The 26,503-nt window shown below is 68.0% G+C and carries 29 protein-coding genes and 1 tRNA gene; 21 read left to right on the forward strand and 9 right to left on the reverse strand.

Annotated features, from left to right (window positions below; genetic code table 11):
- Window positions 1–853 precede the first annotated feature (853 nt).
- Window positions 854–1,138 (reverse strand): hypothetical protein, encoded by a 285-nt coding sequence (locus tag HYQ63_RS22725; protein WP_179935623.1) that lies wholly within the window; start codon window positions 1,136–1,138, stop codon window positions 854–856.
- Entirely contained in the window at window positions 1,135–1,533 is a 399-nt protein-coding gene (locus tag HYQ63_RS22730; RefSeq protein ID WP_373689216.1) for an ATP-binding protein, read from the reverse strand. Before HYQ63_RS22730 ends, HYQ63_RS22725 begins: the two co-directional genes overlap by 4 nt.
- Window positions 1,534–1,696: 163 nt before the next feature.
- On the opposite strand from HYQ63_RS22730, the gene HYQ63_RS22735 reads away from it, so the two are divergent.
- The 5 genes from HYQ63_RS22735 (at window position 1,697) to HYQ63_RS22755 (ending at window position 6,720) form a co-directional block, all read left to right on the forward strand.
- Complete coding sequence (locus tag HYQ63_RS22735) at window positions 1,697–2,239, forward strand: GntR family transcriptional regulator (RefSeq protein WP_179935625.1); 543 nt, start codon at window positions 1,697–1,699, stop codon at window positions 2,237–2,239.
- Complete coding sequence (locus HYQ63_RS22740; protein WP_179935626.1) at window positions 2,236–3,015, forward strand: GntR family transcriptional regulator; 780 nt, start codon at window positions 2,236–2,238, stop codon at window positions 3,013–3,015. Before HYQ63_RS22735 ends, HYQ63_RS22740 begins: the two co-directional genes overlap by 4 nt.
- Before the next feature lie 218 nt (window positions 3,016–3,233).
- On the forward strand, window positions 3,234–3,767 hold the full coding sequence (locus HYQ63_RS22745; RefSeq protein ID WP_179940385.1) for a flavoprotein: 534 nt from the start codon (window positions 3,234–3,236) through the stop codon (window positions 3,765–3,767).
- A 562-nt stretch (window positions 3,768–4,329) separates the two neighbouring features.
- Entirely contained in the window at window positions 4,330–5,277 is a 948-nt protein-coding gene (locus HYQ63_RS22750) for a hypothetical protein (RefSeq protein ID WP_179935627.1), read from the forward strand.
- A 276-nt stretch (window positions 5,278–5,553) separates the two neighbouring features.
- Window positions 5,554–6,720, forward strand: a complete 1,167-nt coding sequence (locus HYQ63_RS22755; RefSeq protein WP_257232022.1) for a pentapeptide repeat-containing protein — start codon at window positions 5,554–5,556, stop codon at window positions 6,718–6,720.
- A 688-nt stretch (window positions 6,721–7,408) separates the two neighbouring features.
- Here HYQ63_RS22755 and HYQ63_RS22760 read toward each other — a convergent pair.
- The 3 genes from HYQ63_RS22760 to HYQ63_RS22770 are packed head-to-tail and all read right to left on the reverse strand — an operon-like array spanning window position 7,409 to window position 8,565.
- Window positions 7,409–7,699 carry a hypothetical protein gene (locus HYQ63_RS22760; RefSeq protein WP_179935629.1) on the reverse strand — a complete coding sequence of 97 codons (291 nt, stop codon included), beginning with the start codon at window positions 7,697–7,699 and terminating at the stop codon, window positions 7,409–7,411.
- Complete coding sequence (locus HYQ63_RS22765; RefSeq protein ID WP_179935630.1) at window positions 7,696–8,112, reverse strand: ATP-binding protein; 417 nt, start codon at window positions 8,110–8,112, stop codon at window positions 7,696–7,698. The genes HYQ63_RS22760 and HYQ63_RS22765 overlap by 4 nt, the downstream gene beginning before the upstream one ends.
- A 45-nt stretch (window positions 8,113–8,157) precedes the next feature.
- Window positions 8,158–8,565, reverse strand: coding sequence for an NUDIX hydrolase (locus tag HYQ63_RS22770; RefSeq protein WP_179940387.1), 408 nt, complete (start codon window positions 8,563–8,565; stop codon window positions 8,158–8,160).
- 111 nt (window positions 8,566–8,676) lie between these two features.
- On the opposite strand from HYQ63_RS22770, the gene HYQ63_RS22775 reads away from it, so the two are divergent.
- From HYQ63_RS22775 to HYQ63_RS22830, 12 genes are all read left to right on the forward strand, one after another.
- The gene (locus HYQ63_RS22775) at window positions 8,677–9,462 is read left to right on the forward strand and encodes a GntR family transcriptional regulator (RefSeq protein ID WP_179935631.1); all 786 of its coding nucleotides are present in this window, start codon (window positions 8,677–8,679) and stop codon (window positions 9,460–9,462) included.
- 198 nt (window positions 9,463–9,660) lie between these two features.
- On the forward strand, window positions 9,661–10,011 hold the full coding sequence (locus tag HYQ63_RS22780; protein ID WP_179935632.1) for a hypothetical protein: 351 nt from the start codon (window positions 9,661–9,663) through the stop codon (window positions 10,009–10,011).
- Window positions 10,012–10,016: 5 nt separating this feature from the next.
- The gene (locus HYQ63_RS22785) at window positions 10,017–11,393 is read left to right on the forward strand and encodes an FtsK/SpoIIIE domain-containing protein (protein WP_179935633.1); all 1,377 of its coding nucleotides are present in this window, start codon (window positions 10,017–10,019) and stop codon (window positions 11,391–11,393) included.
- Window positions 11,394–11,470: 77 nt separating this feature from the next.
- Entirely contained in the window at window positions 11,471–11,662 is a 192-nt protein-coding gene (locus HYQ63_RS22790; protein ID WP_179935634.1) for a hypothetical protein, read from the forward strand.
- Between the two features lie 2 nt (window positions 11,663–11,664).
- Window positions 11,665–12,267, forward strand: a complete 603-nt coding sequence (locus HYQ63_RS22795) for a DUF2637 domain-containing protein (protein WP_179935635.1) — start codon at window positions 11,665–11,667, stop codon at window positions 12,265–12,267.
- 17 nt (window positions 12,268–12,284) lie between these two features.
- On the forward strand, window positions 12,285–12,470 hold the full coding sequence (locus HYQ63_RS22800) for a hypothetical protein (RefSeq protein WP_179935636.1): 186 nt from the start codon (window positions 12,285–12,287) through the stop codon (window positions 12,468–12,470).
- Window positions 12,470–12,661, forward strand: coding sequence for a mobile element transfer protein (locus tag HYQ63_RS22805; RefSeq protein ID WP_179935637.1), 192 nt, complete (start codon window positions 12,470–12,472; stop codon window positions 12,659–12,661). Before HYQ63_RS22800 ends, HYQ63_RS22805 begins: the two co-directional genes overlap by 1 nt.
- Window positions 12,662–12,674: 13 nt before the next feature.
- On the forward strand, window positions 12,675–12,869 hold the full coding sequence (locus HYQ63_RS22810) for a hypothetical protein (protein ID WP_123098263.1): 195 nt from the start codon (window positions 12,675–12,677) through the stop codon (window positions 12,867–12,869).
- Window positions 12,870–12,893: 24 nt separating this feature from the next.
- Window positions 12,894–13,181: a hypothetical protein gene (locus HYQ63_RS22815; RefSeq protein ID WP_179935638.1), complete on the forward strand. Its 288-nt coding sequence runs from the start codon at window positions 12,894–12,896 to the stop codon at window positions 13,179–13,181.
- Between the two features lie 152 nt (window positions 13,182–13,333).
- The gene (locus HYQ63_RS22820; protein ID WP_179940389.1) at window positions 13,334–14,629 is read left to right on the forward strand and encodes a replication initiator; all 1,296 of its coding nucleotides are present in this window, start codon (window positions 13,334–13,336) and stop codon (window positions 14,627–14,629) included.
- Window positions 14,622–14,834 (forward strand): excisionase family DNA-binding protein, encoded by a 213-nt coding sequence (locus tag HYQ63_RS22825; RefSeq protein ID WP_179935639.1) that lies wholly within the window; start codon window positions 14,622–14,624, stop codon window positions 14,832–14,834. The genes HYQ63_RS22820 and HYQ63_RS22825 overlap by 8 nt, the downstream gene beginning before the upstream one ends.
- Complete coding sequence (locus tag HYQ63_RS22830; RefSeq protein ID WP_179935640.1) at window positions 14,834–16,012, forward strand: site-specific integrase; 1,179 nt, start codon at window positions 14,834–14,836, stop codon at window positions 16,010–16,012. Before HYQ63_RS22825 ends, HYQ63_RS22830 begins: the two co-directional genes overlap by 1 nt.
- Before the next feature lie 51 nt (window positions 16,013–16,063).
- Here the strand turns inward: HYQ63_RS22830 and HYQ63_RS22835 are convergent.
- Window positions 16,064–16,137, reverse strand: a tRNA-Gly gene (locus HYQ63_RS22835).
- Window positions 16,138–16,389: 252 nt separating this feature from the next.
- Here HYQ63_RS22835 and HYQ63_RS22840 point away from each other — a divergent pair.
- The 3 genes from HYQ63_RS22840 to HYQ63_RS22850 all read left to right on the forward strand — a co-directional run bounded on the left by HYQ63_RS22840 (window position 16,390) and on the right by HYQ63_RS22850 (window position 17,797).
- Window positions 16,390–16,554, forward strand: a complete 165-nt coding sequence (locus HYQ63_RS22840) for a hypothetical protein (protein ID WP_179935641.1) — start codon at window positions 16,390–16,392, stop codon at window positions 16,552–16,554.
- 160 nt (window positions 16,555–16,714) lie between these two features.
- Window positions 16,715–17,290, forward strand: a complete 576-nt coding sequence (gene dcd, locus HYQ63_RS22845) for a dCTP deaminase (RefSeq protein ID WP_009716281.1) — start codon at window positions 16,715–16,717, stop codon at window positions 17,288–17,290.
- 9 nt (window positions 17,291–17,299) lie between these two features.
- On the forward strand, window positions 17,300–17,797 hold the full coding sequence (locus HYQ63_RS22850) for a phosphoribosyltransferase (RefSeq protein ID WP_179935642.1): 498 nt from the start codon (window positions 17,300–17,302) through the stop codon (window positions 17,795–17,797).
- A 57-nt stretch (window positions 17,798–17,854) separates the two neighbouring features.
- Here HYQ63_RS22850 and HYQ63_RS22855 read toward each other — a convergent pair whose 3' ends face one another.
- Together HYQ63_RS22855 and HYQ63_RS22860 are read right to left on the reverse strand one after the other, a co-directional pair.
- Entirely contained in the window at window positions 17,855–18,847 is a 993-nt protein-coding gene (locus tag HYQ63_RS22855; RefSeq protein WP_179935643.1) for a Yip1 family protein, read from the reverse strand.
- A 127-nt stretch (window positions 18,848–18,974) separates the two neighbouring features.
- The gene (locus HYQ63_RS22860) at window positions 18,975–20,492 is read right to left on the reverse strand and encodes a VCBS repeat-containing protein (protein ID WP_179935644.1); all 1,518 of its coding nucleotides are present in this window, start codon (window positions 20,490–20,492) and stop codon (window positions 18,975–18,977) included.
- Window positions 20,493–21,064: 572 nt separating this feature from the next.
- On the opposite strand from HYQ63_RS22860, the gene HYQ63_RS22865 reads away from it, so the two are divergent.
- Window positions 21,065–23,911: a SpoIIE family protein phosphatase gene (locus tag HYQ63_RS22865; protein WP_373689134.1), complete on the forward strand. Its 2,847-nt coding sequence runs from the start codon at window positions 21,065–21,067 to the stop codon at window positions 23,909–23,911.
- A gap of 66 nt (window positions 23,912–23,977) precedes the next feature.
- Here HYQ63_RS22865 and HYQ63_RS22870 read toward each other — a convergent pair whose 3' ends face one another.
- Entirely contained in the window at window positions 23,978–26,254 is a 2,277-nt protein-coding gene (locus HYQ63_RS22870) for a (Fe-S)-binding protein (RefSeq protein WP_179935645.1), read from the reverse strand.
- Window positions 26,255–26,503: the final 249 nt, after the last annotated feature.

Below are 26,503 nucleotides of genomic sequence, written 5' to 3' on the forward strand. Positions count from 1 at the left end.
GTGGCCCACTCTGTACTCTGAATTCAGGGTACGGGCTGGTGCCTTGACCCGTTGCCGATGGCTCGGCGGGATGTGATGTCACGATCTTTCCCAAAAGTCAGGCCGCGGGCGCTGGTTGCGCAGCGCTACGCGGCGTTTTACTGCCCTCGCGATGGTTGAAGGGCACGCGTGCTCGCCCGTTGGTGCAGTGTTTGCACTCGTGGCACCTCTGAAGTTAACAGTCGCGGTCAGTCGTGGCGAATGGTCGAAATGATTCCGGATTTTCAGTTTTAGGTACGTACGCAACTAATTTTCAGACACGGCTGTCTAGCTGCGAAAATGCGTGTTGAGTATTGCTCGTTCCCTGGCCATATCCGCCGAAGAGCGTGAGGATTGAGCGTTCCAGGCCGTCCTTGATTTCGCCTATATCGGGTTATATCGGTCACCATTTCTTGACCTACTTGGCTGAAAATCAACCAGATGCTGATCTTTGATGCAGTTGGAGCGCGTACCCCGCGCGGTGCCAAGTCGGCGGAGCGGGTTTGGGCGGTGTCCTGCCCGGTTTGGGGTCGGGCATGGTCAGGGGGCCGTACGCTCGTTGGCAACTCGGGCAGGCTTTGGACCTGCCCGGAATTAGCACGAGTGGCCCCCTGGCCTTGCCCGACGCGGGACCCGGACCGGGGAGGTGCCTAAAGCCGTGGAGCCGACCCCCAGCCACGATGTACCTCTTCTCCTCGGCCCAAGGTGCTTGCTGCTGGCGCGCGGCCGGGCGGACCGGGCTGGAGCGGGGCGAAGACAGGAGCGGCGGCCCGCGCCGCCGGGCCGCGCGCGCCGCGCTTGCGCGGCGCCTTGAACCAGTAGAGAAGGTTGTAACTCACTGCTGGCGCTTGGCGCGTTCGTGCTCGGCGTTGGTGATGATGGCCTCGGCTCCGTCGATCTGGTGGCGGAGCTTGTTGAGTACGTCGGTGCGGGCCGAGTGGATGAGGTGGTCCGTGGTCGGCGTGGTGCCCGTGGGGATTCCGGTGGGGGTCCAGAACGACCTGTGGCTCCACTCGCGGACTATGTCCTGACAGGTGCGGATCACCCAGTTCATGGCCACGGTGATTTCGTCGCGGTGGAGTTGGTCCAGGTACCTGTCGTTGTCGGGCTGGGGTGTCATTCGGCGTGCCCTGCGGTGGGCGTCGACTTCACGGTGAACCAGACCGTTTTGCCGACCGTGTGCTCGATATCGCCCCAGGCATCCGCGAGTTCGGTTACGAGGAGCAGGCTGCGGCCACGTTTGCTGTCGAGGTGCGGGGCTTGGGAGACCGGGCGGCCGGAGCCGGAGTCGCGTACCTCGATGCGGACCTCCTCCTCGGTGGCCTCGACGCGTACCCGGAACAGCCGGCCGGGTGGCACGCCGTGGAGGAGTGCGTTGGTCGCGAGTTCCGATACGCAGAGCTCGATCTCGTCTAAGCGGTCGACGTAGCCCCACTCGGAGAGTGTTCGGGTCACGAACTGTCGGCTTGCCTGGATGGATGGCTTGCGCCGCGTGAACAATTGCTGGCCCGTCAGGTGCACGGCCGGTCACCGCCTCAGAGCGTGCTGTGAGATTGAGGTCACCTTATTGCTATTCACGAAAGGTGGCAAGGTAGTCTCGCGGGTGGTGGCCATGGGGTCGCTTACTGTGTAAAGCGGCAAGGTTGGCGAGTCCGATCAAGCTTTGAGGAGGGGTTCGGTGCCTGGCGACGCGTGGGTCAGTACCTCGATGCCTTATCTGCGGCCGACTACCGGAGGGCAGGGGGACGTGTGGGGGCAGGAGACCGCGGCGCGAGGGCGCCGGGGCACGCAGCGGATCGTGGGGGCGGGGGAGGTTCCCGCTCCGGAAGCGGTGGCCCGCCTGCTGGGGCTTGCGGAGGGGGAACGGGTCGTCGTGCGGCGGCGAATCATGTACCTGGACGACGAGCCGTGCGAGCTGACCGACTCCTACTACCCGGCCCACATCGCGGCCGGGACAGCGCTCGCGGGCACCGCGAAGATCCGTGGCGGGGCGGTGGCGTTGCTCGCCGAGCTGGGGTACCAGGGGCGGCGGGTGCAGGAGGACGTGACGGCCCTGATGCCGGATGAGGAAGAGCGGGAGCTGTTGCGGACCGGTCCTGATGAACCGGTCTTGCGGCTGGAGCGAATGGTTCTCGATGGGGACGAGCGGGCCATCCAGGTCGACCTGATCACCATGCCCGCCCACCGGCAGCGTCTGCGCTACGAACTCACGATGGGATGACCGTGCCCAAGGCCGAACAGGATGCCGTCGACCGGCGGTCGCTGCATGAGCGGATCGCCGCCGATCTACGGGACGAGATCATGTCGGGCGATCTTCGCCCTGGCACGAATCTGCCGTCGACCGCGCAGCTCAAGGAGCGGTTCTCGGCGTCGAACGCGACCGTGCAGAAGGCGCTTCAGCTGCTGAAGGACGAGGGCTTGGCGGTCGGCCGCGCCGGAGCGGCCGTAACCGTGCGCGAGCATCGGCAGCGCACCATGCGCCCCGCCTCGTACATGGCCCCGGCCGCGCCCGGTCAGCCGTATCGGTGGATCAGCGAGGCCGCCAGTCATCAGACGCGCGGGAGCAGCCGCCTCCTCGACGTGGCCGAGGTCCGGCCGCCCGCCGATGTCGCCGAGGCGCTGCGCCTCCCGGAGGACGGGACGGCGCTGCTGCGCACGCAGGTGCTGCTCATGGATGACGAACCGGTGGAACTGGTGAAGTCCTACTACCCGTTGGACCTGGCGCGCGGGACGGCGATGATGGATCGCCGCAAGATCAAGGGCGGCACCCCGGCCCTCCTCGCGGAGCTGGGCTACCCGCCCCGCCTCAGCGTGGACAAGGTCTCCGCACGCGTGCCCACTCAGGAGCAGTACACGGTGCTCGGGCTGCCGGGGAATCTGCCGGTGCTGCGGACGTTGCGCGTGGTGTACAGCGACGACGAACGTCCCATCGAGGCCACGGTGATGGCCAAGGCCGGTCACCTTTGCGAGTTGCAGTACGAGTTCACCCCCTCCTGACTGCGGCCACGAAGGACCTGCTGAGCGAAGAAGTCAACGATGTCGCCGGCTACATGACACTGGACCGCCCGGATGCCTGGGCCAACTTCAGCCCCACCAGCCTCGAGCCGCACACCACCAGCGCGGCCGTCGCCCTGGTCGCCGACATGGCCGCCCGTGACCGCCGTCGAACCCTGCCCGAGCAGCACCACGTCAGCCGAAAACTGAGGAGTCCCCGCGTGAGTGAGCGGAAGAAGCCTTTCCTGTACGTCATCGTCTGTGCGGCCGGGATCGCCGATGACGTCGGCAAGCTGATCGACGCGGCGCAGGAGCGAGGCTGGGGCGTGGGCGTGATCGCCACTCCGCAGGGCCTCGGCTTCATCGACGCCCAGGCCGTCGAGGCCCAGACCGGCTATCCGATCCGCTCCGCCTGGCGCTCCCCCGGCGACCCACGGCCCCTCCCTCCTGCTGACGCCATCGCCGTCGCCCCGGCAACGTTCAACACGATCAACAAGTGGGCCGCTGGGATCGCGGACACCCTGGCCGTGGGCGTCCTGTGCGAGGCGTACGGCATGGGAATCCCCACCGCTGCCCTGCCCTACCTCAACGCCGCCCAGGCCGCACATCCCGCCTACCGGCAGAGCCTGGACCGGCTGCGCGAGATGGGGGTGCTCATCGCCGACTACGAACCGCACCAGCCGAAGGCAGGCGGGGGCCGCGACCGGTTCCGGTGGGAACAAGCGGTGGAGCTTCTCACACCCCGGGTGCGGTGAGCGTTCCCGTGAGGAGGAGCACCGCACGTTCTGGTGCGCATCCGGTGCACGAGGCGTAGGGCAGTCTGGGCAACAAAGAAGCCCCGGGCCGCTGGCCTGGGGCTTTGTGGTGGAGCGGGTGACGAGAATCGAACTCGCGCTCTGAGCTTGGGAATCACCGGGCCATCGCGGTTGAATTTCCCGCTGACCTGCGTAAACGATACCCGTAAGGGATCTTGGGCAAGAGCTCCTGATGTCCACTGTTGACCGTGGTCTACCGCTCGTTCTGGCACGCATCTGGCACGCCTCCTCGCGCGGTGACTACCGCATCGCAGTTCGGTCACGGCTAGCTCGCCCCGAGACAGGGTGGGTCTGGCTGCCTGATGAGCGTCGGTCCAGGTACACCGGCTGCCGCCAACATCCATCCACGTCAGTTGGTGAACGGCGACTTCGGCGGTGAGATTGCCATACTTTGGAGCGGGTCGCTATCCTCTTGCGGGCGATCGAGCGACCTTTTTCTAGTGGGGGATGGAAGTTGCGAGTAATCCTTTCGCATCCATATGCTGGGGCTCTTCATTGGTGGATGCAAAGCGCGCGTGAGTCACCGGATTCAACTAGTCCATCCCACCCGTATTACAGGCACCTCTATGGGAAAGTCTTTGATCATCTGGATGTAGCCCTGGCTTGCACCGTAATTTTCGATGAGCTGATTATTGCGGCGGCGGATGCACTGTATCCGGATTCTAGTCATTCGGGCGACTATAGCAAGATCACTATTCCTGCGTTGGGTATCCTTGCGGACTGGGATCCCGTGCACGCGAGTCATGATTCTGTAGGGGATATCGCAGGAGACCTTGTGGAGGATCCTGTCTTGTCTCGTATCCTCAGGACAGTTCCCCGCCAACATCGGGAGCAAGTAGTTCGTGATGTGGTCGTCGACTTGTTGCTTATGCGTGAGTACGACGCGCCAGTAATTTCTTCCCGCGGTCGCCGGGCGATGCTTGCGCGACTCATCGAGCTTGATGCTTTGCCTGGAATAGGGGTCGCACGTAGCACGTCGGCCGTCGAGGTCGAGTCTCAGGATGCGATCGATGCAGTGGACGATTTGGCAAGTTATGTGACAGTTACAGGGTTGACATTTAAGAGCCCGGATGTTGGTGCACTTTCTGGCATCAAGGAAAATCGTCTCGTGCGGAACTATGCGGGCGAATTTCAGAAGGTCTTGGCCCTTGGAGGGGAAGGTGGTCGCTCGTCAAGTCTATTTGAGTCCATTAAGCGAGCGTGGAAGAGTCGAGAATTGCAGGGGCGTATCGCTAGTGGATTTTCCGCCACTAGTCGAGGGCTTTCTCTTCTTGGTCTCGTGCCGGTAGTGGGCACCTTTACTGAGGTTGCCTCTTTGGGGGCCGATGCTGCGGCGTTTGCCGGTGAGCGTCGTGAGCAAAAAAATGCATGGTATGAAATTGGTCCGCAAATCCTTCGCCTTGAGTCCTTGGCCGCAATGCAGCGTCATATTGATCAGAACAGTCAGTAGCGGAGCTGGTCATGCGGCTGTGCGGTCGGTGGAGCGGAATTGGGCTGGAGCTGCTTTGGGGTGAGTGATCATGGTGCCGTGAGCTTCCGGCGCGTCGGGCAGTCAGTGGGCCTGCCTTACCCCTTCCAGCGTCCGGCGCACCATGGCAGCCACAGCTGTGTACGCCTTGGTCTTGAGAGCGCTACCCGAGCACCAGAGCCGGGACAACCTCAATTTCTGCTCTGAAAAAGCCAGTTCACAACATCGCTCGAAGGTCCGCAGGACATCATGCGCGGCATGAAGACGGAGATGAAGCGGCAGTTGACCTGGGGGAGCGGCGCGTTCGGCGTGGTGTTCTTCGTCGCGGCTCTCATTTGGGGACCGTGGATCTTCGAGGGCGATCACGTCCGGGACAGCGGTCTCGCTCCTTCGGCAGGGATCATCATCACGGGGTTCCGGACCATGCTCGTCGCCACGGCGGCTGGCGGGATCGCCGGGCTCGGACTGTACTACACGCATCGTAACCACCGGCATGCCGAGAAATTGTACGAGCACAGCCAGGAGCAGTTCGCGCACCTGCGCGAGAAGGACCGTGAGCAGGCGGAGCTGGCTCGTGAGGGGCAGGTCACCGAGAGATACGTAGAGGCGATCAAGTTGTTGGGGTCGGAGGACATGACCGAGCGGCTCGGTGGCATCTACTCGCTGGAGCGGATCATGCGGGACTCCGAGAAGGACCACGATGCCGTGGTCAAAGTCCTCGCTGCCTTCGTTCGCCGTCGCGCTCCGCTACCTTCGGACGAGGATGCGGAAGAGGCCGGGGCGGCCTCGTGCCCTGCCGATGACGTTCAGGCGGTCATAACCGTTCTGGGGAATCGGCCCGTGCGTAGCGAAGAATTCAGGATCAACTTGGCGTCGACGGATCTTCGCGGCGCGAATCTCGACGGCTGTCACTTCAAGCGCGCTATTTTCAACGGTTCCAGATTGGACGGGATTCACGCGATTCGTGTGGATCTAGAAAACGTGTGGATTCAGGGGGCGAGTCTTTGTGATGCCTACCTGCTTGAAGGGAATCTGGACGATGCGTCTGGCTATCACACGCTGTTCGCAGGGGCGAACCTGCTTCAATCCACTCTGCGTGGAGCCACGCTCCTGCACTCCCAGTTCACCGACGCAGGCTTGACGTGGGCAAATATGGATGGCGCAAACTTCAGTTACTCGGAGATGTGGCGCGTCAATCTGTATCGCAGTACTTCCAGTGCTGCCGATTTCATGGGAGTCGACCTGTGGGAGGCCGATCTCAATGAGGCGGACTTGCGAGGCTCGCAGCTCTGGTTCGCTCGTAATTTGACGTCAGGGCAGCTGGAGCACGCGCTCATCGACGATTCCACCCAATTGCCTGAAGGGCTGAATGAAGCCGCTTGGGTGCAGGAGATGCTGTATGTCCAGGGCTCGCCTGAGAGGTAATGTGAGAGTGCCGAGTAGGAGGTGCATCGGAAGTTTGGAATATCACCGCTCGGCACTTGCCAGACGGTGTGACGCGTGATCTTGTGCGGTCCACGCATGCGTCGGCATGGCCGCACCCCTCATCGGCTGCCGCCGACTCACCAAGTGAAACCACGTCCTAATGGTCAACTTCACCTGACCTGGGGTGAGGATCGCGGCGCCATGGTGACCGACGTTTCCCATGATTCCTCGTTCGCTCTGGCCCACGAGTGGCAAGACGTTCGCCGATGCTGCACCACTCGCCTCAGCCCACCACTCTCCCCAGCTGCCATCCCGTCTGCCGTCGACCCACACACCGTGGAGCGGGCGTGGTTCCTGGCGTCCAGGTGGAGCGCGCCACTGTACGAACGACCTGGACGCCAGGGGCCGCGTCTGCTCGGCTCTGCCTGGGTCGACGGCAGACGGGATGGCAGCTCCCGCGCACGCCACCAACAACTGGCATTCGCGTACGGCGCCCCGTCCATCCCGGAGTCTGAGCGCCCCCGCCGGAGGCATCAATCGCTAAGGTCAAGCGGCTGATTGCTGTGTGCGCGGCGCGGACACCGGCCGGGCTGGAGCGGGCGGAGACATGAGCGCAGGCCCGGCCGGGGGTCGGGCCGCGCGCGGTGAGCGGAGCGAGCCGCCTTGAACCCGTAAAGAAGGTTGTAACTCACTGGCGGCGCTTGGCGCGTTCGTGCTCGGCGTTGCTGATGATGGCCTCGGCTCCGTCGAGTTGGCGGCGGAGCCTGTTAAGCACGTCGGTGCGGGCCGAGTTGATGAGGTGGTCCGTGGTCGGAGTCGTGCCGGTTGAGGTGCCCGTAGGGACCCAGAAGGTCTTGTGGCAGTGGTCGCGGATGATCTCCTGACAGGTGCGGATGACCCAATTCATCGTCACGGTGATCTCATCGCGGTGGAGCTGGTCCAGGTCCCAGCCGTCGTTGCGCTCCGGGCGGGATGTCATCGGTCCGCCTTCTGGTGGGCTACAAGCTGGGCGGTAACGGTGCGGCCGTGCTGGTTGCCGGTGATGTCCACACGGCAGGCCAGTGCCATGACGATGCTTAATCCGCGGCCGTGGGTGTCGTACGGGTCGGCCTCGGTGGGGTGGGGTTCGGGGCTTCCGCCCGAATCGCTGACGGCGATCGCGACGGTCTGCGGTGACAGGGTCAGCGTGAGGTGGAACGTGCCGAAGTCGGCGCCGCTGGCGGTGTGGTTGAGGGCGTTGCTCCCCAGCTCGCCCACGATCAGCTCGGCGTCGTCTACGCAGGGGTGTCCGCTGAGGATGTCGCGGGTCCAGCGGCGGGCGCGAGTGACCTCTTCTCGGAAACCTGGGCACATCAGCCCCCAGACTCGCGGACTGCTCGTATACTCGTCCATACAAGTTCCTTCGTGCTGGTAGGGGCTATGGACCGTGGGTTAGTGCTAGACGAGTCGCACGCCGTCGTGGGCGCGGACGGCCGGCGGGCTGGCGTTGTCGATGGCGTCCAGGACGCGGATCGCGTACGCCTCGTCGGCAAGCTCGGTGATCTCGTCGCGGGTGACCCAGCGCAGGGCGCGGGTTTCCGCTCCGGTGGTCGGGGTGCCGTCGATCGCCTCGCAGCGGAAGACCATGGAGACGATCAGGCCGGTCATGTTCTTGTAGACGCCGGTGAGGGTCGCGGGAAGTGCGATCTTGATGCCGGTCTCTTCGAGGACTTCCCGTTGCAGGGCGTCGGGGATGGTTTCCTCGCGTTCGAGCACGCCGCCGGGCGGTTCCCACTTACCGTTGTCCCGTCGCTTGATCAGCAACGCACGCCCAGCGTCGTCAACGATGACTCCGGCGACGCTCACGGAGTGCGGGCGCTCAGCGCTCACGTTCCACGCACCTCTCGGCTGGCTAGGCTTTCCACCGTAGCAACACCGCTTAGCCGCTCGTCTAGATACCTAAAGGAGTATGTGCATATGCCTTCCCTGACCTCTGTTCTGGGTGTATTGGACCCCACGAGCGACCGGGCGGTGTTCCGGCAGATCGCCGACGCGCTGCGGGAAGCGATCGACAAAGGACGGTTCAGGGAGGGCGACAAGCTGCCCTCGGAGACTGAGCTGGTGGAGCACTTCGCGGTGTCCCGGATGACCGTGCGCAACTCGTTGTCGCTGCTCCAGCAAGAGGGGCTGGTGGTCTCCGAGCATGGCAAGGGGGTCTTCGTCCGACCGCGACCTCCCGTGCGACGGCTGGCCTCGGACCGGTTCGCCCGGCGCCATCGGGAGCAAGGGAAGGCGGCCTTCACCGTGGAGGCCGAAGCCGCGGGAAGCCGTCCGGAGGTCGACGGCCTGGAGGTGAAGGAAGAACGGCCTTCGCCGGACATCTCGGCCCGGCTCGGTTCGCCTCGCAAGGTGCTGGCACGTCGGCGCCGGTATCTGCTGGATGGGCGACCGGTGGAGTTCGCCACCTCATACCTGCCGCTGGACCTCGCGCGGAACACCCCGATCGCCCAGCCCAACCCCGGCCCCGGCGGCATCTACGCTCGGCTGGAAGAGCTTGGGCACCGCCTGGACCACTTCGATGAGGAGATCCGTGCCCGGATGCCCTCGCCCGCCGAGGTGCGCACGCTCCAGCTCGCCTCTGGCGTCCCGGTGATCTCGCTGATCCGTACCGCCTTCGACTCCGAGGGGCGCGCGGTCGAGGTCTGCGACACCGTGATGGCCGCTGACGCCTACGTCCTCGCTTACCAGCTGCCCGCCACCTGACAGGCGGCGGCCGGATGGTGCGCTGTGCGGCCGTGGCGGGCCGCTTCTCTCAACTCGTATGCACGCAGACGCATACTCGTATAGACGAGTGGCTGAGTGGTGTGGCATGGTGGTGATCGTTCCCGGCGCGTTCGGGTTCGACCACTGGTACTCATCTAGACAACTAGGTGGGCAATGTTGCGAGAGAAGGAGAAGTAATTGCGTTCCATCCGTGTCGAGACCTCCGGTGCCACGGTGCTGCTGACTGAGGCGCCGGAGCCCAAGGTCAGGGACCGGCAGACTGGCGAGATCGCCAAGGACGCCCAGAGCGGCGAGACCCTGATGCGGCTCGGCGTCGTCTACATCGACGGCGGGGAGTCCTCCCTGCTCCAGGTCACCGTGCCGGAAAGCGGTGTGACGGAAGGGCTGGCGCTCGGGTCGCCGGTCACGCTGTTCGGGCTGATCGCCCGGCCGTGGGAGACCGTGTTCAACGGGCAGCAGCGGCACGGCATCGCCTTCCGGGCCGACGCCATCGCTCCGGCCGCCATGCCGGTTGGTGCGGAGGCCTGAGCCTGATGAACGACGCGATGACGTTGATGGAGGTGGGTGGTCCGGTCGCCGGAATGGTCGGCGGGGCCGCCTACCTCCGGGCACGGCACCCGGCCGCATACTGGTCCACGCTCGGCATGCCCGTCTCCACGGTGAAGCTGCTGGGGTCGTACGGGTCGGTGATGGATGCGTGCGGGCTGACTGTTCCGCCGTCCCGGCTGCGGACCTGGACGACACAGGCGCTCACCCATCGGGAGGTGCGGCCGGTGCCTCCTCGCCGGGGGCTCATACGGCCGACTTCGACCGGGCTGCGGGTCCGGTTGCGGCTGGCATCGGGGCAGGAACCTGCCGACGTGGCGGCCTCGGCTGAACGGCTGCGGCATGCCTGGGGCGTTCACGGCGTGTACGTGGACGTGGTCAAGCCGGGGGTGGTCGAGCTGCGGCTGATCGGCTTCGACGTGCTGCGGAAGGTACGGATGCCCCGCAGGATGGCGGGCGACTTCCTCAAGGTGCCGGTGGCGCTGCGGGAGGACGCGATGCCGTTCGTACGGGACTACCGGACCGTTCCGCATCAGCTCACCCTGGGCGCCACGCTGTCGGGAAAGTCCATGTTCCTGCGGCACCTGATATCCGGACTGGCCCGGCAACCTGTCGCGCTGGTCGGGGTCGACTGCAAGCGGGGTGTGGAGCTGGCGCCGTTCGCCCCGCGACTGTCGGCGCTGGCCACCGACCCTGTGCAAGCGGCTGAGCTGCTGCCCGTGCTGATTGAACTGATGGAGGACCGATACGACCTGATCAAGAAGCGGCAGGGCATCGCGCCCAGCACGCCGGATGAAGAGATCACCTCTGACATCTGGGGCCTGCCGGACGAGGAACGGCCCGTGCCGGTGGTGCTGCTCGTGGACGAGGTCGCCGAACTGTTCCTCGTCGCCACACGGAAGGATGAGGAGCGGCGGGACGAGATGGTTACCCAGCTCATCCGGCTCGCCCAACTCGGCCGCGCGGCAGGCATCTACCTGGAGGTGTGCGGGCAGCGGTTCGGTGCCGAGCTGGGCAAGGGCGCGACGATGCTTCGGGCTCAGCTCACCGGGCGGGTCTGCCACCGCGTGAACGATGAAGCCTCCGCCAAGATGGCGCTGGGCGACATCGCCCCCGAAGCGGTCGGCGCCGCCTGCGCCATCGCTCCCGAACGGCCCGGCCTGGCCGTGGCCGGTGACTCCTCGGGCGGCTGGTCCCGTATCCGTCCGCCGTTTCTGTCGCTGGGTGATGCTGCGGCTGTCTGCCGCGAACAGGCTCACCTGGTCCCGGTGTTGCCCACGCTTGAGCCTTTCCGGCCGGACGTGCCGGCCGTTCCGGTGAGCGCTTCGACGTCGCTCCTCAAACCGTCGCCGGTTACCGAGTAATCCGTCTCCGATCATCGGTCGGCGCGACCGCATCGCGCCATGTCCCTACCCCCGCCATGCCTGAAAGGAGGTCTGTCATGCACGACGAGATGTGGCAGGCGATTCGCCAGATCGAGACCGCCGTACGAGCTGGCGACTACGCAACCGCCCTGGCCGACGCGCACCGCCTCTACCGGGGCGCCCGTACCGAAGCTGAGCGCGCCGAACTGCTGGCCGTACTCGGCCCACGTGCCATCCCACCGAGGAACGACACCCGTGAGGGGGCGTAGACATGCGTGCCTACCTGGGCCGCGTTGACGCGGTGCTGGTGCAAGCGGTTATCGCTGCTGCGCTGTCCTTCGCCCACCTGCATGATCTGGCCTCGGCGGCCGGACAGGACGGGTGGAAGGCGTGGGCCTACCCGGTCTCGGTGGACCTGCTGCTTGTGGCGGCCTGGCGGCGGCTGCGGTCGGGCTCGTCCAAGGCGGCGGGCTGGTGCTGGTTCGTGGTCGCCCTGGCCGCGTCGCTCGGGGCGAACGTCGCCACCGCCGGGCTGCTCGACCTGACCGACGTACCGGCCTGGCTGCGCATCCTCGTCGCCGGATGGCCAGCCGTCGCCTTCCTCGGCGGAACGCTCCTCGCCCACACCGCACCAGCGGCCGAAACCGGGTCGGCTCCGGCCGAACCGGAAACCGCCGAGCCACCCGCCGAACCGGAGCCCGAGCAGCCGAAGCCTTCCGCGCAGCACGTCCCGGCCGCGCTCGTCACCCACGCGCGCAAGCTCGCGGACGAACACCACACCCGTACCGGCTCACCCATGGACACCGACACCCTGCGCGCCCGCCTCGGCGTCCCCGCGCCGCTGGCCGACGCCATCGCCACCCACCTCAAGTGATCAAGGAGACGACACCTGTGCGCCCCTCCACCCTGCACGCCCTCCAGCGCGCTGCCGAACTCAACAGTCAGGGACGGTTCATCGAAGCAGTGAGCATCGCCGAACCGGTCATCCTCGCCGCCGACTCTGAGGAATGCGCGGAGATCAGGCGTTGGCTGGCCGACCACCGCGACGACTTCACCGACCGAGAGGAGAACGGCTGATGCCCGCGCCTCGCCGCTTCCGCAGCGTCATCCGCATCGGCCCGGTCCGCGTCGGCACCGCCAACGACCACCGGGGACGTGAGAAGCACACCGCCGTGTGCACCGCTCCCCGCTGCGACTTCTCCGCCGACTACGACACCCGCGCCGCCGCCGAGCTGGCCGCCCGTACCCACCGTTGCCCCGTCCGCTGAAAGGAGATCGCCCATGACCATCAGTCTGCCCCTGGTCTTCGTCCTCGGCGTCATCGCCTGGTTCGCGATCAAGTTCCTGGGCGTCCGCATGTGGGTCGCCGTCGTCATCGCGCTGTTCGGCTTCTGGCTCGCCCACACCGGCCTCGCGCCCTTCGTGGAGTCCGGTACGCGCTCCGGCGTCGACACAGTCAACCCCGAACACGACTAGACGAGTAGGCAAGAGGAGATCGCCGTGTTCCGACCGAAGTACCCCGAAGCCCCCACCCCGACGACCGTCCACACCCCCGCTCCGGCGGTCCAGCACAGCCAGGCTCCGGCCTGCTCCTGCCAGCACGCCCCTGCGGCTGCGCCTGCTCAACAGACGTCGTGGCTCGGGCCCAGTGCCCGGACGGTCGGTGCCGTGCTCGCGGTCGGCGTCGTCGTGACCGCGCTCCTGGCCGCCGTCGTCGTCACGGCCATATCCGTCGCCGTGGCCGCCGTCGTCATGCGCTCGCTGCTCACCGGCCAGCGCCACCACTGACCCACAACGCACACGACTGCCGGGGCGGCCTCGATACCGCCAAGCATCCGCCGCCCCGGCAGCCCGACCCCTCGAAAGAGGTGACACCCATCATCACCCGCACCACCCCGCCGCCGTTGCCCCAACTCGGCAACCTGGCGGCGCTCGGCACCATGCCCGCACTGCTCCGTCAGCTCTCCGGCCTCGGCGGCTGCACCACCCCCATCCGCCTCGACGGCCACCGCACCGAACACCACGTCAACCGCGACACCGGCGAGATCGGCCGCGTCCTCCGACACCTGGACTCCAACGAACTGCCCGCCGGGCAACTCCTGGTCCGCTGCAACAACCGCCGCACCACCCGCTGTGCGGCCTGTGCCGAGACCTACCGCCGCGACACCTTCCACCTGATCACCGCCGGACTGCGAGGCGGCAAAGGCACCCCGGAGACGGTCACCGCCCACCCGCGCGTCTTCGCCACCTTCACCGCACCCAGCTTCGGCCCCGTCCACAACCGGCCTACCGGCCCCGCTGGCACGGTCCGTCGGTGCCGCTGCGGCGTCCGCCACGACCAGGAGGACGACGCCCTTGGCACGCCGCTCGCCCCGCACAGGTACGACTACGAATCCGCGGTGCTCTGGAACGCCCACGCGGGCATGCTCTGGCGGCGCTTCTCGATCTACCTGCGGCGAGAGGTCGCCAAGCGGGCCGGACTCAGCCAACGAGCACTCCGCAACCATGCTCGACTTTCCTTCGCCAAGGTCGCCGAGTACCAGAAGCGTGGCGCCGTCCACTTCCATGCCGTCATCCGCATCGATGGTCCCGGCGGTGGTGACACCCCACCTCCGGCCTGGGCCACGGTCGAGCTGCTGACCGACGCCATCCAGGCGGCTACGCCCAAGGCGCAGGTTGCCGGGCCGGTCGTTGACGGGCGAGCCCACGCGTTCGCCTTCGGTGACGAACTCGACGTGCGGCCTATCCGGGGCGCCGACTTCAACGGCCAGCAGGAGCTGACCGACCGGGCCGTGGCCGCGTACATCGCCAAGTACGCGACGAAGGGTGCTGAGACGGCGACTGGCGCCCTGGACCGGCCGATACGGCTGATCGCTGAGGTCGCCCACCTCGACATCACCGACCACGCTCGGCGGTTGATCCGCACCGCCTGGGCCCTCGGCGCGCGGAAGGACCTGGAACACCTCCGGCTCCGTCCCTGGGCTCACATGCTCGGCTTCCGGGGCCACTTCTCCACCAAGTCCCGCCGCTACTCCACCACCCTCGGCGCACTACGCGACGCCCGCGCCGCCTGGCGACGTGCCCAAGCTGCGGCCGCCGAGACGGAGCAGGACGAGACCACGCTCGTCCTCGCTCACTGGGTCTACGCCGGTACCGGCCTCACCCCCGCCGAGGAATGGCTGACCGCCACCATCACCCCCGCTCCCGGAACAGAAGGAGAACCGACCCATGCGTGACCGGTACCTCAGCGTCGCCCAGGTGGCCGAGCTGCTGGGCACCACAGATCGCTTCCCCCGGCGGCTGATCGCCGAGCGGCGCATCAAGTACGTGAAGGTGGGCCGCCACGTCCGCATCCCGGAGAGCGTCATTCAGGAGTACATCGACGCCAACACCGTGCGGCCGGTGCAGTCTCGGCGCCGTCACCTCCGGCGGGCCGCCTGATGGCCAACAACAAGGGGAAGCGGCGTCGCTTCGGAGCCGTTCGCAAGCTGCCCTCCGGGCGCTTTCAGGCTCGCTATCCCGGGCCGGACGGGGTGATGCGTCCGGCCTCGGTGACCTTCGAGACGGCGGGCGACGCAGACGACTGGTTGGCGGAGAAGCAGACCGAAGTACGCCGGGGTGACTGGCAGGACCCAGATGCGGGGGCCGTCAACTTCGAGGAGTACGCCTTGCGGTGGGTGAAGGAGCGCGGCTTGTCGCCCACAACCGACGAGCTGTACCGGCGCCTTCTGCGGCTGCACATCCTCCCCGGCTTCGGCGGGTGGGACCTGGACGAGATCACCCCTCCGCGCATACGCACCTGGCGCGCTGAGCGGCTGGAGACCGTGGGGGAAACCACCGTTGCAAAGTCGTACCGGCTGGTGAAAGCCATCCTGGAAACGGCCGTTGAGGACGAGCTGATCCGCCGGAACCCCTGCCGGATTCGTGGAGCAGGGAAGGAGTCGGCGGGTGAGCGTCCCATAGCAACGGTGGAGCAGGTGGATGCGCTCGCCGACGCCATGGGGCCTCGCTGGCGGCTGATGGTCTACATCGCCGCGTACGGTCCCGCTCGCCCGGAGGAACAAGCGGAGATGCGCCGGCCGGACGTGGACCTTGAGACGGTCGGTGTGTGGGTACGGCGTGCGGCTCCTGAGCTGACGACCGGCCGGCGGGTTGTCGGCGATACGAAGTCGGAGGCGGGCAAGCGGTTCATAGTGCTGCCCGGCTTCATGCGGAAGGACCTGGAGCGGCACGTGAAGTGGTTCGCCGAGAAGGAGCCGAACGGGCTGCTCTTTGTCGGTGAGAAGGGGGCGCCGTTTCGCCGGTCCTCCTTTGGGAGGAAGTGGCGGAAGGCTCGGGCCAAGGTCGGGCTTCCGGATGACTTCCGCTTCTACGACCTTCGTCACACCGGGCACACCCTCTCGACCCAGTCCGGGGCGACGCTCAAGGACACCATGGTGCGCGCCGGGCAGTCGTCCGAACGGGCCGCTCTCATCTACCAGCACTCGACCCTGGAGCGGCAAAAGGAGGTGGCCGCCGGGATCGATGCCCGCGTGGCTGCCGACCGGAAGGCGGCCAAGACGGCCGGTGAGAAGAGCCACGATCAAGCATCTGGCACGGATCTGGCACGAGACGCTTAGAGAGGTCTAGACAACAAACAAGGCCCGGGTCTGTGACCTGGGCCTTTGCTATGGAGCGGGTGACGAGAATCGAACTCGCGCTCTGAGCTTGGGAAGCTCATGTTCTACCATTAAACTACACCCGCGAGGAGGCCCCGATATCTCGGTGCCGCATCGTCGCTCACTGTACCCCATGGCTGACCCCCGGCGCATTCGCTGTGGGGTTTTCGTGCTTTTCGGGGGTGATGTCAGGTGGGTGGAGTGGCGGAAGGTGCTGTAGGGGTGGGGGAGTTGGGGCGTACCGTGGGGGGCGGAGTGCCGCGTGGAGCGGTGTGCGGTTGATCCCCTAATGTGGCTTTTGTCGTCCGCGTCGTCCACGTTTATGGGGAAGGGACTCAATGGAGCGCACCGTCGTCCGTTGTGCCGAAGGGCATGTGTTCAGCACCGCCTCGTTCCCGATGCGGCACCTCACGGTGGACCGCATCGGGCCCGGGCGGCTGCTGCGGTGTCCGCGTTGCGCCAGGCTCCGGCATGCGGTGCCGGTGGGGCGCGAGGAGCGGTAGGAGCCGCAGGGGCAGCGGGTAGTTGCGGTAGTCGAACGAAGATCGTGGGCGCGGGCCCGGTCCCCGGTGGGGCCGGGCCCGCGTCATGGGGTGGGGCCCTCACGCGCGGTGGGACCGGGCCCGCGCCATGGGGTGGGGGTGGTTTGCGTATCCTCGTTCCGTGCTTCTCTCAGACAAGGACATCCGGACGGAGATCGACGCCGGACGGGTGCGGATCGATCCGTATGACCCGGCGATGGTGCAGCCGTCGAGCATCGACGTCAGGTTGGACCGGTTCTTCCGGGTCTTCGAGAACCATCGCTATCCGCATATCGATCCGGCGGTGGAGCAGCCGGATCTGACGCGGCTGGTGGAGCCGGAGGGGGATGAGGCGTTCATCCTGCACCCGGGGGAGTTCGTGCTCGCCTCGACGTACGAGGTGGTCTCGCTGCCCGTGGACATCGCCTCGCGGCTCGAGGGGAAGTCGAGCCTGGGTCGGCTGGGGCTGCTGACGCACTCGACGGCCGGGTTCATCGACCCGGGGTTCTCTGGCCATGTGACGCTCGAGCTGTCGAACGTGGCGACGCTGCCGATAAAGCTGTGGCCGGGGATGAAGATCGGGCAGCTGTGCATGTTCCGGCTGACCTCGCCCGCCGAGCATCCGTACGGCTCGGTGAAGTACGGCTCCCGCTACCAGGGGCAGCGTGGGCCTACGCCTTCCCGTTCGTTCCAGAACTTCCATCGGACGAAGGTGTGACCGCCGGTGATGAGTGAGGGGCGGGAGAATCTTTCGTACGAGCGCTTCGGCACGGCCGTCCGCGAGCTGGCGCAGGCCATCGCGGACGACGGGTACGAGCCGGACATCGTGCTGTCCATAGCCCGCGGCGGGGTCTTCGTCGCCGGCGGGCTGGCGTACGCGCTGGACTGCAAGAACATCCACCTGGTGAACGTCGAGTTCTACACGGGGGTGGGCACCACCCTCGACATGCCGGTGATGCTCGCGCCGGTGCCCAACGCGATCGACTTCTCCGACAAGAAGGTGCTGATCGCGGACGATGTCGCGGACACCGGCAAGACGCTGAAGCTGGTCCGCGACTTCTGCCTCGGGACCGTTGCCGAGGTGCGCAGCGCCGTGATCTACGAGAAGTCGCAGTCGCTCGTGAAGTGCGAGTACGTGTGGAAGCGCACCGAGCAGTGGATCAACTTCCCCTGGAGTGTCGAGCCGCCCGTCGTGCGGCGTGACGAGCAGGTGCTCGACGCGTAACGCAAGAGACGCGTAACGCAAGAGGGGATAGCGAAGGGGCCCGGGTGGGCCCCTTGCTTACAGGGTTCCCAGCTTCACCAGCGACAGCAGCGCGATCAGCTGGATCGCCGACGCCCCCAGCGCCTTCTGCCAGGGCAGGTCGTGCGACTTGCTCACCATGGACGTGAACAGCGCGCCCGCCGCCAGCCAGGTCGCCCAGCCCAGCACCTGCACCAGGGGGCTGTCGCCGCCCAGGAAGATCGCGAACAGCAGCCGCGGCGCGTCGGTGATCGACATGATCAGCATGGAGAGGCCGATCGTCGGTCCCCAGGTGCCGTCGCCGCCCAGCTGGCGGGCGAGGGTGTGGGTGACCGCGCCGAGCACCAGGGCGCTGATCACGACGGCGACGCCCGCGCTGAGGATCCACGGGATGCTGTTGGCCATCGGGGCGTTCAGGATGTCCTTACGGGCGTCGTCGAAGCCGAAGACCGCCAGCAGGCCGTAGACGAAGGTCACGATGAGGGCCGGGACCCACACCGTGTAGTCGCGCATCTGCCAGAAGGTGCCCGCCGGGCGCAGCACGATGCCGCTCAGCAACTGCTTCCAGTGCAGCCGGGGGCCGGCGGGCGGGGCGGTGGAGGAGCCGGCGCGGTAGGTGCTGCCGTCGTCGTACGAACCGGGGCCCTGGCCGTACGGGTCGTACGCGTCGGGCGCCTCGCCCACGCTGAACGCCTGCGTATGGCCGGCGTTGTTGTCCGCGTACGCCCCAGGGCCGCCGGGGCCCGGTCTGTACGCGCCGCCCTGGCCACCGCCTTGACCGCCCTGACCGCCCTGGCCGCCGCCGCCCGGGCCGTAGCCCTGGTCCGGGCCCGGTCCGCCGCCGGGGCCGTAGTACGGGTCCTGGCTGCCGAAGTACTCCGGCTCTCCCTGTGTAGCGGGCTGCTGCCACTGCGGCTGCGTCCGGCCGTACGGGTCCGGCGACCCGTGCGGCGGCTGCTGCGGTCGCTGCTGCTGCCCTTGTTGCGCGGAGTGGGAGTCCCGTCCGCGTCCGATCCTGAATCCAGCCACCATTCGAACGTACCCGGTCGCGGAGGGTGGGGTGCCGGAGCTGGGGGACAGGCCCGGCATTGCTGCCGAGCTGTGACATCCCTTAGGGGGACCCTGGGGGGTTATCCCCCGTACAGACCTCCGGTCGGTGCTAACGGCCCGCCGCGAAGGGCCTGCTGGAGAAGGTGATCTTGTCGGAGGTGCCGTTCGTGATCCACCACCGCTCGGGCCGTTCGCCGTACAGGGAGAAGGCGATGCCCGGGCCCCAGGCGAGCACGATCTCGTCCTTGCCGTCGTGATCGAAGTCCGCCGCGCCGTAGAGCCGGGCGGCGCGCTCGTCCTCGCGTACGGCCTTGCCGTCCACCCGGGGCGGGACGGTGCGGGCGAGGGTGTGGCGGGCGGTGGCGAGACGCCCGGGGCGCGGGGTCAGCAGCCGGGCACCGCCGGAGCCGAGCGGGACGGCCAGCTCGTCGGCGCCGTCGCCGTCGGTGTCGGCGGCCATCATCATCCCCGACATGCCCGGCACCGGGAGGGAGGGGGAGGAGCGGACGTAGCGGCCCGTGGCGGTCCCGTAGTAGACGCTCACCGTGCGGCCGATGTCCGGCTTCTCCGTCGCGTCGCCGCCCTCGTCGGCGCGGGTGCCGCTGGCGCCGACGGCGACGTCCCGGCGGGCGTCCCCGTTGAAGTCGCCGAAGGTGATCGAGTTGCCCTTGCGCAGCGTGCGCCCGGTGTGGCGCAGCCCCTGCGGGCCCGCGGTCAGGAGGGTGGAGCCGGACTGGGCGGCGGCGCTGAGCCCGTGCACGACCAGGTCGGTGGGGCGGTCGCCGCGGATCCGGTCGGCGACGAGGTCGCCGATCTCGGCGTGCCCGCCGCGGAACGGGCTGCGGTACGGCACGGTCGTGGCGGGCCGGCCCGCGCGGCTGAACGGCCCGTAGAGGACGAGGAACGAGCGGCGGTTCGCGCGGACCACCGCCAGGTCGTGGTGGCCGTCGCCGTTGAAGTCGCCGACGGTGGGGCGCTGGGGGTCGACGGAGTCGGTGGGGCCGGTGAGCTGGACGCGGGCGGCGGAGCGGGCGTGCGGCGGGCCGCCCGCGCTGCCCCAGGCGATGTACGGGGCGGTCCGGACCGTGGCGTGGGTGCGCTTGGCCTCGGCGGCGCCCAGCCGCTCGCCGCCGGTGGTGGTCACGTCGGCGTAGCCGTCGCCGTCGAGGTCGGCGGTGGCCACCTCGGTCGCGCCCGCGACGGCGACGTCGTCGGCGGGCAGGCCCAGGTCGGCCCGCCGGAGGACGGTGCGGGCGGCGGGGTGGAGGCCGTCGTGCGAGCCGTGGACGAACGCGATCCGGCTGGGCAGGCCCCGCTTGCGGGGCGGGACCGGAAGCTGGAGGTCCGGGTAGCGGTCGCCGTTGACGTCGTCGGGCAGTTTGCTGCCCTTGCCGCGCGGGACGGGGGTGGTCGCGGTGGACCCGGCCCCTCGGGCGGCGCCTCCGCCGGACGCGGCCCCGGCGGAGGCCGCCGACGCGTGGGACCCGCGCGCGTCCCGTGGCCCGTCGCCGGAGCCACCCGCGCCGCATCCGGTGAGCAGCGCGAGCACACCGGCCCAGACCCCGAAGGTCGTGAGGGCTGCGCGGCCGAGGGGTCGTGTGGGGGTGCGGGGAGGCGCGGGCGTCATCGGTCACCCCTAACCCATGCGGCACGGTCGCGGCAACCCGCACGGCGCGGCCGCGGCACGGGGGCCCGGCGGTCCGGGAGTCCGAGGGGTTCCGGAGGTTCTGGGAGTGATCAGTCGGCTTGACTGTAAAGATGACCTTTGGAGCACAAGGGCCGTCCAGGACATTTACCTACCCATGGGTGGGGCATGATCCTGTGGGGATCCACAGGGATCCACAACCTTGTTGTGAGAAGGGATACTTCACGGCCAGGATCGGTACATGTTCGAAGCGGGCGAGCGGGGGCAGCCATGTGCGAATCGCACGATGCATCAGTGACGGGTGAGGCACCGAGACCCATGGAGGGTGCGAGCGGGGTGTAGGCGCGATGTCGGACGGGAGTGGCCGGCCGGCAGCGGCGAATGCCGCTCGCCCGCCACAGCACGAGGGTGCTAGAAATAACGACGTGGCCGGACTTTTCGGTCGATCACGGGTCCCCTTGGCCCGGACCGTGACCGACTGGCGGAATCAGCGCGGCCATCAGGGCCCCCGCCATCAGCGGAATGCCCGCGAGCGAAACGGGCACGACCCCACGGTGCACGAGACCGAGGGGCACCGGACGGATCAGGCGCAGCAGGCGCACCCCCCGCCCGAGCGGTACGAGGGGCACGGCCTCCGGGGCCGCCGGGGCGGGCGGTTACGCCGCCGCCCGCCGCGCGGTGTGCGTACGGTCGCGGGCCAGGTCTTCGTTCTCCAGGTGGGCGTCGTGCTGCTGCTCGTCGTCGCCGCCGTGGTGGCGCTCGTCCTCCAGTCCCGGTACGACAGCGAGCGCGAGGCCCGCAACCGCTCGATGGCCGTCGCCGAGAGCTTCGCGAACGCCCCGGGCATGGCCGCCGCGCTGCGCAGCGCCGACCCGACCGCCGCGCTCCAGCCGCTCGCCGAGCGGGCCCGCAAGGGCTCCGGCGTCGACTTCGTCGTGGCCATGTCGCCGCACGGGATCCGCTACACCCACCCCAATGTGAACCGGATCGGGAAGCACTTCATGGGCAGCATCGACGCCGCCGTGAAGGGCCGGACGGTCACCGAGACCTTCACCGGCACGCTCGGCCTGTCCGTGCGGTCCGTGGTGCCCGTCTTCGACGACCGGGGGAGCGGCCGGGGGGACGGCCACGGGAAGGTCGTGGGCCTGGTCTCGGCCGGGATCACGATCAAGAAGGTGAGCGGCGCGGCCAACCACCAGCTGCCGCTGCTGTTCTTCGCCGCCGCGGCCGCGCTCGCGCTGGCCACGGTGGGGACGGCGCTGGTCACCGGGCGGCTGCGGCGACAGACCCACGGCCTGGATCCGGCCGAGATGACGCGCATGTACGAGCACCATGACGCGGTGCTGCACGCCGTGCGCGAGGGCGTGCTGATCGTCAGCGGCGACGGCCGCCTGGTGCTGGCCAACGACGAGGCGCGCCGCCTCTTCGCCCTGCCCCCGGACGCGGAGGGCCGTCTCGTCGCCGAGCTGGGCTTCGACCCGCACACGGCCGAGCTGCTGGTCTCCGGGCGCCCGGCCACCGACGAGGTGCACACGGCCGGGGAGCGGCTGCTGTCGGTCAGCCACCGCCCCACTGATCGCAACGGCGGCCCGCCCGGCAGCGTCGCGACGCTGCGCGACACCACCGAGCTGCGCGCGCTGACCGGCAAGGTCGACCTGGCGCGCAACCGCCTGAAGCTGCTGTACGACGCGGGCGTGTCCATCGGCACCACGCTGGACGTGGTGCGCACCGCGCAGGAGCTGGCGGAGTACGCGGTGGCCCGCTTCGCCGACTACGTCTCCGTCGACCTCGCGGACTCGGTCCTGCGCGGCGAGGAGCCGCAGGAGGGCGCCGCCGGTACGGCGGGCGGCGGGGGGAGCGCGGACGGCCGCCCCACGCCCCTGCGGCGTACGGCGCTCAGCGGCATCCGCGACGACGTGCCGCTCTACCCGCTCGGCAAGCTGATCCGGTTCACCCCGAACGCGCCCCAGGCCCGCGGGTTCCGCACCGGCATCGTCACGGTCGTTCCGGTGCTGAGCGACCACGGGGGCTGGCAGGAGCAGGATCCCGACCAGGCCCAGAAGATCGTCGACTGTGGCATCCACTCGATGATCACGGTCCCGCTGCGGGCCCGGGGCGTGGTGCTGGGCGTGGCCAGCTTCATGCGCGCGGAGAAGCCCGAGCCGTTCGAGGAGGACGACGTCTCGCTCGCCGAGGAGCTGGTCACCCGGGCCGCCGTCAGCATCGACAACGCCCGGCGCTACACCCGCGAGCACACCATGGCGGTGACGTTGCAGCGCAGCCTGCTGCCGCGGGTGCTGCCCGAGCAGAACGCGCTGGACGTGGCGTACCGCTATCTGCCCGCCGAATCGGGCGTCGGCGGCGATTGGTTCGACGTCATCCCGCTGCCGGGCGCGCGGGTGGCCCTCGTGGTGGGCGACGTGGTCGGCCACGGGCTGCACGCGGCGGCGACGATGGGGCGGCTGCGGACCGCGGTGCACAACTTCTCCACCCTCGATCTGCCACCGGACGAGATCCTGTCCCATCTGGACGATCTGATCGCCCGCATCGACCAGGACGAGGGCCACAGCGCCGTGGCGGACGGCGACGGCGGCGGTGAGGTGATCATCGGGGCCACCTGTCTGTACGCGATCTACGACCCGGTGACGCGGCGCTGCACCATGGCCCGGGCCGGTCATCCGCCGCCCGCGGTGGTGGGCCCGGACGGCACGGTGGAGCTCCTGAACGACCTGCCCGTGGGCCCGCCGCTGGGCCTGGGCGGGCTGCCGTTCGAGACGGCCGAGCTGGAGCTGCCCGAGGGCAGCCATCTGGTGCTGTACACGGACGGGCTGATCGAGAAGCGCGACCGGGACATCGAGACGGGCATGGAGATGCTGGGCGACGCCCTGTCCCACCCCGGGCGCACCCCGGAGGAGACCTGTACGGCGGTGCTGGGCGCGCTGCTGCCCGAGCGCCCCAGCGATGACGTCGCGCTGATCGTCGCCCGTACGAGGGTGCTGGAGCCGGGGCGGATCGCCGACTGGGAGGTGCCGTCCGAACCGGCCCAGGTCTCCGAGATGCGGGCGGCGGTGGCGGGCAAGCTCGCGGAGTGGGAGCTGGGGGACGTGGCGTTCACGACCGAGCTGATCCTCAGCGAGCTGATCACCAACGCGATCCGCTACGCCACCGGCCCGATCCGGGTGCGGCTGCTGTGCGACCGCAGCCTGATCTGCGAGGTGTCCGACACCAGCAGCACGTCACCGCATCTGCGGTACGCGGCGACGACGGACGAGGGCGGCCGCGGGCTGTTCCTGGTCTCGCAGTTCGCCGACCGGTGGGGCACCCGGTACACGGCGGAGGGCAAGGTCATCTGGACGGAGCAGACGCTGCCGCTGCCGAAGAACGGCAAGCCGAGGGCGTAAGCGGTACGACGCGAGGCCCGCCTGCGCGGTGCGCGGGCGGGCCTCGTCATGGTCGACGCGAGGGCGTCACTTCACCGGCGCGGGCTCCGGGGCCTCGGCCGACTCGCCGTCGCCCTCCGGCTCGGCGGGGGTCTTCACCGAGTCGAGCAGCAGCTGCGCCACGTCCACGACCTGGAGCGACTCGTCCACCTTGCCATCGTTCTTCTTGCCGTTGACCGAGTCCGTCAGCATGACCAGGCAGAACGGGCAGGCGGTGGAGACGATGTCCGGGTTCAGCGACAGGGCCTCGTCCACGCGCTCGTTGTTGATGCGCTTGCCGATCCGCTCCTCCATCCACATGCGGGCGCCGCCCGCGCCGCAGCAGAAGCCGCGCTCCTTGTGGCGGTGCATCTCCTCGTTCCGCAGGCCCGGCACCTTGGCGATGATCTCGCGCGGCGGGGTGTAGACCTTGTTGTGGCGGCCCAGGTAGCAGGGGTCGTGATAGGTGATCAGACCCTCGACCGGGGTGACCGGGATCAGCTTGCCCTCGTCGATGAGGTGCTGGAGCAGCTGGGTGTGGTGGATGACCTCGAAGTGGCCGCCCAGCTGCGGGTATTCGTTCGCGATGGTGTTGAAGCAGTGGGGGCAGGTCGCGACGATCTTCTTCTTCGCCTTCTCGACCACGACGCCCTCGTCGGCATCTTCGCCGAAGGCCATGTTGAGCATCTCGACGTTCTGCTGACCGAGCTGCTGGAAGAGGAACTCGTTGCCCAGGCGGCGGGCCGAGTCACCGGTGCACGCCTCGTCGCCACCCATGATCGCGAACTTGACGCCCGCGATGTGCAGCAGCTCCGCGAAGGCCTTGGTGGTCTTCTTGGCACGGTCCTCCAGGGCGCCGGCGCAGCCGACCCAGTACAGGTAGTCGACCTCGGTCAGGTCCTCGATGTCCTTGCCGACGACCGGGACCTCGAACCCTGCGTCCGCTGCAAGCTCCTTCGTCCATGCCAGGCGCTGCTTCTTGGCCAGCCCCCAGGGGTTGCCCTTCTTCTCCAGGTTCTTGAGCATCGTCCCGGCCTCGCTCGGGAAGGACGACTCGATCATGACCTGGTAGCGGCGCATGTCGACGATGTGGTCGACGTGCTCGATGTCGACGGGGCACTGCTCGACGCAGGCGCCGCAGGTGGTGCAGGACCACAGGACGTCCGGGTCGATGACGCCATTCTCTTCCAGCGTGCCGATCAGCGGGCGTTCGGCCTCCGCGAGCGCGCTCGCGGGCACGTCCTTGAGCTGCTCCTCGGTGGCCTTCTCCTCGCCCTCGGCATCCTTGCCGCCGCCCGCGAGGAGGTACGGGGCCTTGGCGTGCGCGTGGTCGCGCAGCGACATGATCAGCAGCTTCGGCGAGAGCGGCTTGCCGGTGTTCCAGGCGGGGCACTGCGACTGGCAGCGGCCGCATTCGGTGCAGGTGGAGAAGTCGAGGATGCCCTTCCAGGAGAAGTGCTCGATCTGCGAGACGCCGAACTGGGCGTCCTCGTCCGGGTCCTCGAAGTCGATGGGCTCGCCTTCGGAGGTCATCGGCTGGAGCGCGCCGAGCGCCACGTCGCCGTCGGCCTCGCGCTTGAACCAGATGTTCGGGAAGGCCAGGAAGCGGTGCCAGGCCACGCCCATGTCGGTCTTGAGGGAGACCACGATCATCCAGATGAAGGACGTCGCGATCTTGATCATGGCGACGAGGTAGGTGAGGTTCTGGATGGTGCCGAGGCTCAGCCCCTTGAGGGCGGCGATCAGCGGGTACGAGGCGAAGAAGCCGATCTCGTAGTGGTCGACGCCGTGCTGGACGCCCTCCAGGGCCCGCAGCGTCATGATCGACATGCCGACGATGAGGATGACGGCCTCGACGAAGTACGCCTGGCCGGTGTTGGAGCCCGCGAAGCGGGACTTGCGGCCCGCCCCGGTGGGCCGGTTCAGCTGCCGGATGACGATCAGGGTGAGGATGCCGAGCGTCGTCAGCAGGCCCAGGGCCTCGGTGAAGATCTCCCACGGCAGCCAGTCGCCGATCACCGGCAGCAGCCAGTCGGCCTGGAAGAGCTGGCCGATGGCGTTGACGATCGTCAGCAGCAGGGAGAAGAAGCCCACGGCCACGAACCAGTGCGCCACCCCGACGATGCCCCAGCGGTTCATCCGGGTGTGGCCGAGGAACTCCTTGACCACCGTGACCGTGCGCCCTGTGGGGTCATCCGTACGGGTGCCTGCGGGGACGGGCTGGCCGAGTCGCACGAAGCGGTAGATCTGCAGGATGGCACGGCCGAACAGGGCGACGCCGACCGCGATGAGGACCAGCGACACGATGATCGCGGCGAGTTGCATAAGGGCTCCTCGAACCTGCGAGAGCGGAATTACTAAGCAGTAACTTATTTTGTCCTACCGAGATTACCCGGCCGGGCGCACACCCATGTAGTCGACCGGCCGGTGATCTGCGTCGCTCGCCGGCCCCCGCCCGCTGACCTCCTGAAATGCTCTCTTGATCATAAGACTCATATAAAAGTTGAGCGGTGAGGACTCATGTCTGTTGACAGCGAAAAGCGGATCATGCACGCTTGAGCCTGTTCCACTCAA

Source organism: Streptomyces sp. Rer75 (assembly GCF_013414305.1).
In the GTDB taxonomy this organism is placed as follows: domain Bacteria; phylum Actinomycetota; class Actinomycetes; order Streptomycetales; family Streptomycetaceae; genus Streptomyces; species Streptomyces himastatinicus.

Excerpts from the sequence above, each read along its gene's own strand:
- HYQ63_RS22855 (WP_179935643.1), bottom strand. The coding sequence starts at position 18,847 with ATGGTGGCTGGATTCAGGATCGGACGCGGACGGGACTCCCACTCCGCG.
- HYQ63_RS22820 (WP_179940389.1), top strand. The coding sequence starts at position 13,334 with ATGCCCGCACTGCTCCGTCAGCTCTCCGGCCTCGGCGGCTGCACCACC.
- HYQ63_RS22850 (WP_179935642.1), top strand. The coding sequence starts at position 17,300 with ATGAGTGAGGGGCGGGAGAATCTTTCGTACGAGCGCTTCGGCACGGCC.
- HYQ63_RS22795 (WP_179935635.1), top strand. The coding sequence starts at position 11,665 with ATGCGTGCCTACCTGGGCCGCGTTGACGCGGTGCTGGTGCAAGCGGTT.
- HYQ63_RS22785 (WP_179935633.1), top strand. The coding sequence starts at position 10,017 with ATGAACGACGCGATGACGTTGATGGAGGTGGGTGGTCCGGTCGCCGGA.
- HYQ63_RS22805 (WP_179935637.1), top strand. The coding sequence starts at position 12,470 with ATGCCCGCGCCTCGCCGCTTCCGCAGCGTCATCCGCATCGGCCCGGTC.
- HYQ63_RS22765 (WP_179935630.1), bottom strand. The coding sequence starts at position 8,112 with ATGGACGAGTATACGAGCAGTCCGCGAGTCTGGGGGCTGATGTGCCCA.
- HYQ63_RS22775 (WP_179935631.1), top strand. The coding sequence starts at position 8,677 with ATGCCTTCCCTGACCTCTGTTCTGGGTGTATTGGACCCCACGAGCGAC.
- HYQ63_RS22760 (WP_179935629.1), bottom strand. The coding sequence starts at position 7,699 with ATGACATCCCGCCCGGAGCGCAACGACGGCTGGGACCTGGACCAGCTC.
- HYQ63_RS22810 (WP_123098263.1), top strand. The coding sequence starts at position 12,675 with ATGACCATCAGTCTGCCCCTGGTCTTCGTCCTCGGCGTCATCGCCTGG.
- HYQ63_RS22750 (WP_179935627.1), top strand. The coding sequence starts at position 4,330 with ATGCAAAGCGCGCGTGAGTCACCGGATTCAACTAGTCCATCCCACCCG.
- HYQ63_RS22755 (WP_257232022.1), top strand. The coding sequence starts at position 5,554 with ATGAAGACGGAGATGAAGCGGCAGTTGACCTGGGGGAGCGGCGCGTTC.
- HYQ63_RS22840 (WP_179935641.1), top strand. The coding sequence starts at position 16,390 with ATGGAGCGCACCGTCGTCCGTTGTGCCGAAGGGCATGTGTTCAGCACC.
- HYQ63_RS22860 (WP_179935644.1), bottom strand. The coding sequence starts at position 20,492 with ATGACGCCCGCGCCTCCCCGCACCCCCACACGACCCCTCGGCCGCGCA.
- HYQ63_RS22740 (WP_179935626.1), top strand. The coding sequence starts at position 2,236 with ATGACCGTGCCCAAGGCCGAACAGGATGCCGTCGACCGGCGGTCGCTG.
- HYQ63_RS22790 (WP_179935634.1), top strand. The coding sequence starts at position 11,471 with ATGCACGACGAGATGTGGCAGGCGATTCGCCAGATCGAGACCGCCGTA.
- HYQ63_RS22870 (WP_179935645.1), bottom strand. The coding sequence starts at position 26,254 with ATGCAACTCGCCGCGATCATCGTGTCGCTGGTCCTCATCGCGGTCGGC.
- HYQ63_RS22825 (WP_179935639.1), top strand. The coding sequence starts at position 14,622 with ATGCGTGACCGGTACCTCAGCGTCGCCCAGGTGGCCGAGCTGCTGGGC.
- HYQ63_RS22830 (WP_179935640.1), top strand. The coding sequence starts at position 14,834 with ATGGCCAACAACAAGGGGAAGCGGCGTCGCTTCGGAGCCGTTCGCAAG.
- HYQ63_RS22725 (WP_179935623.1), bottom strand. The coding sequence starts at position 1,138 with ATGACACCCCAGCCCGACAACGACAGGTACCTGGACCAACTCCACCGC.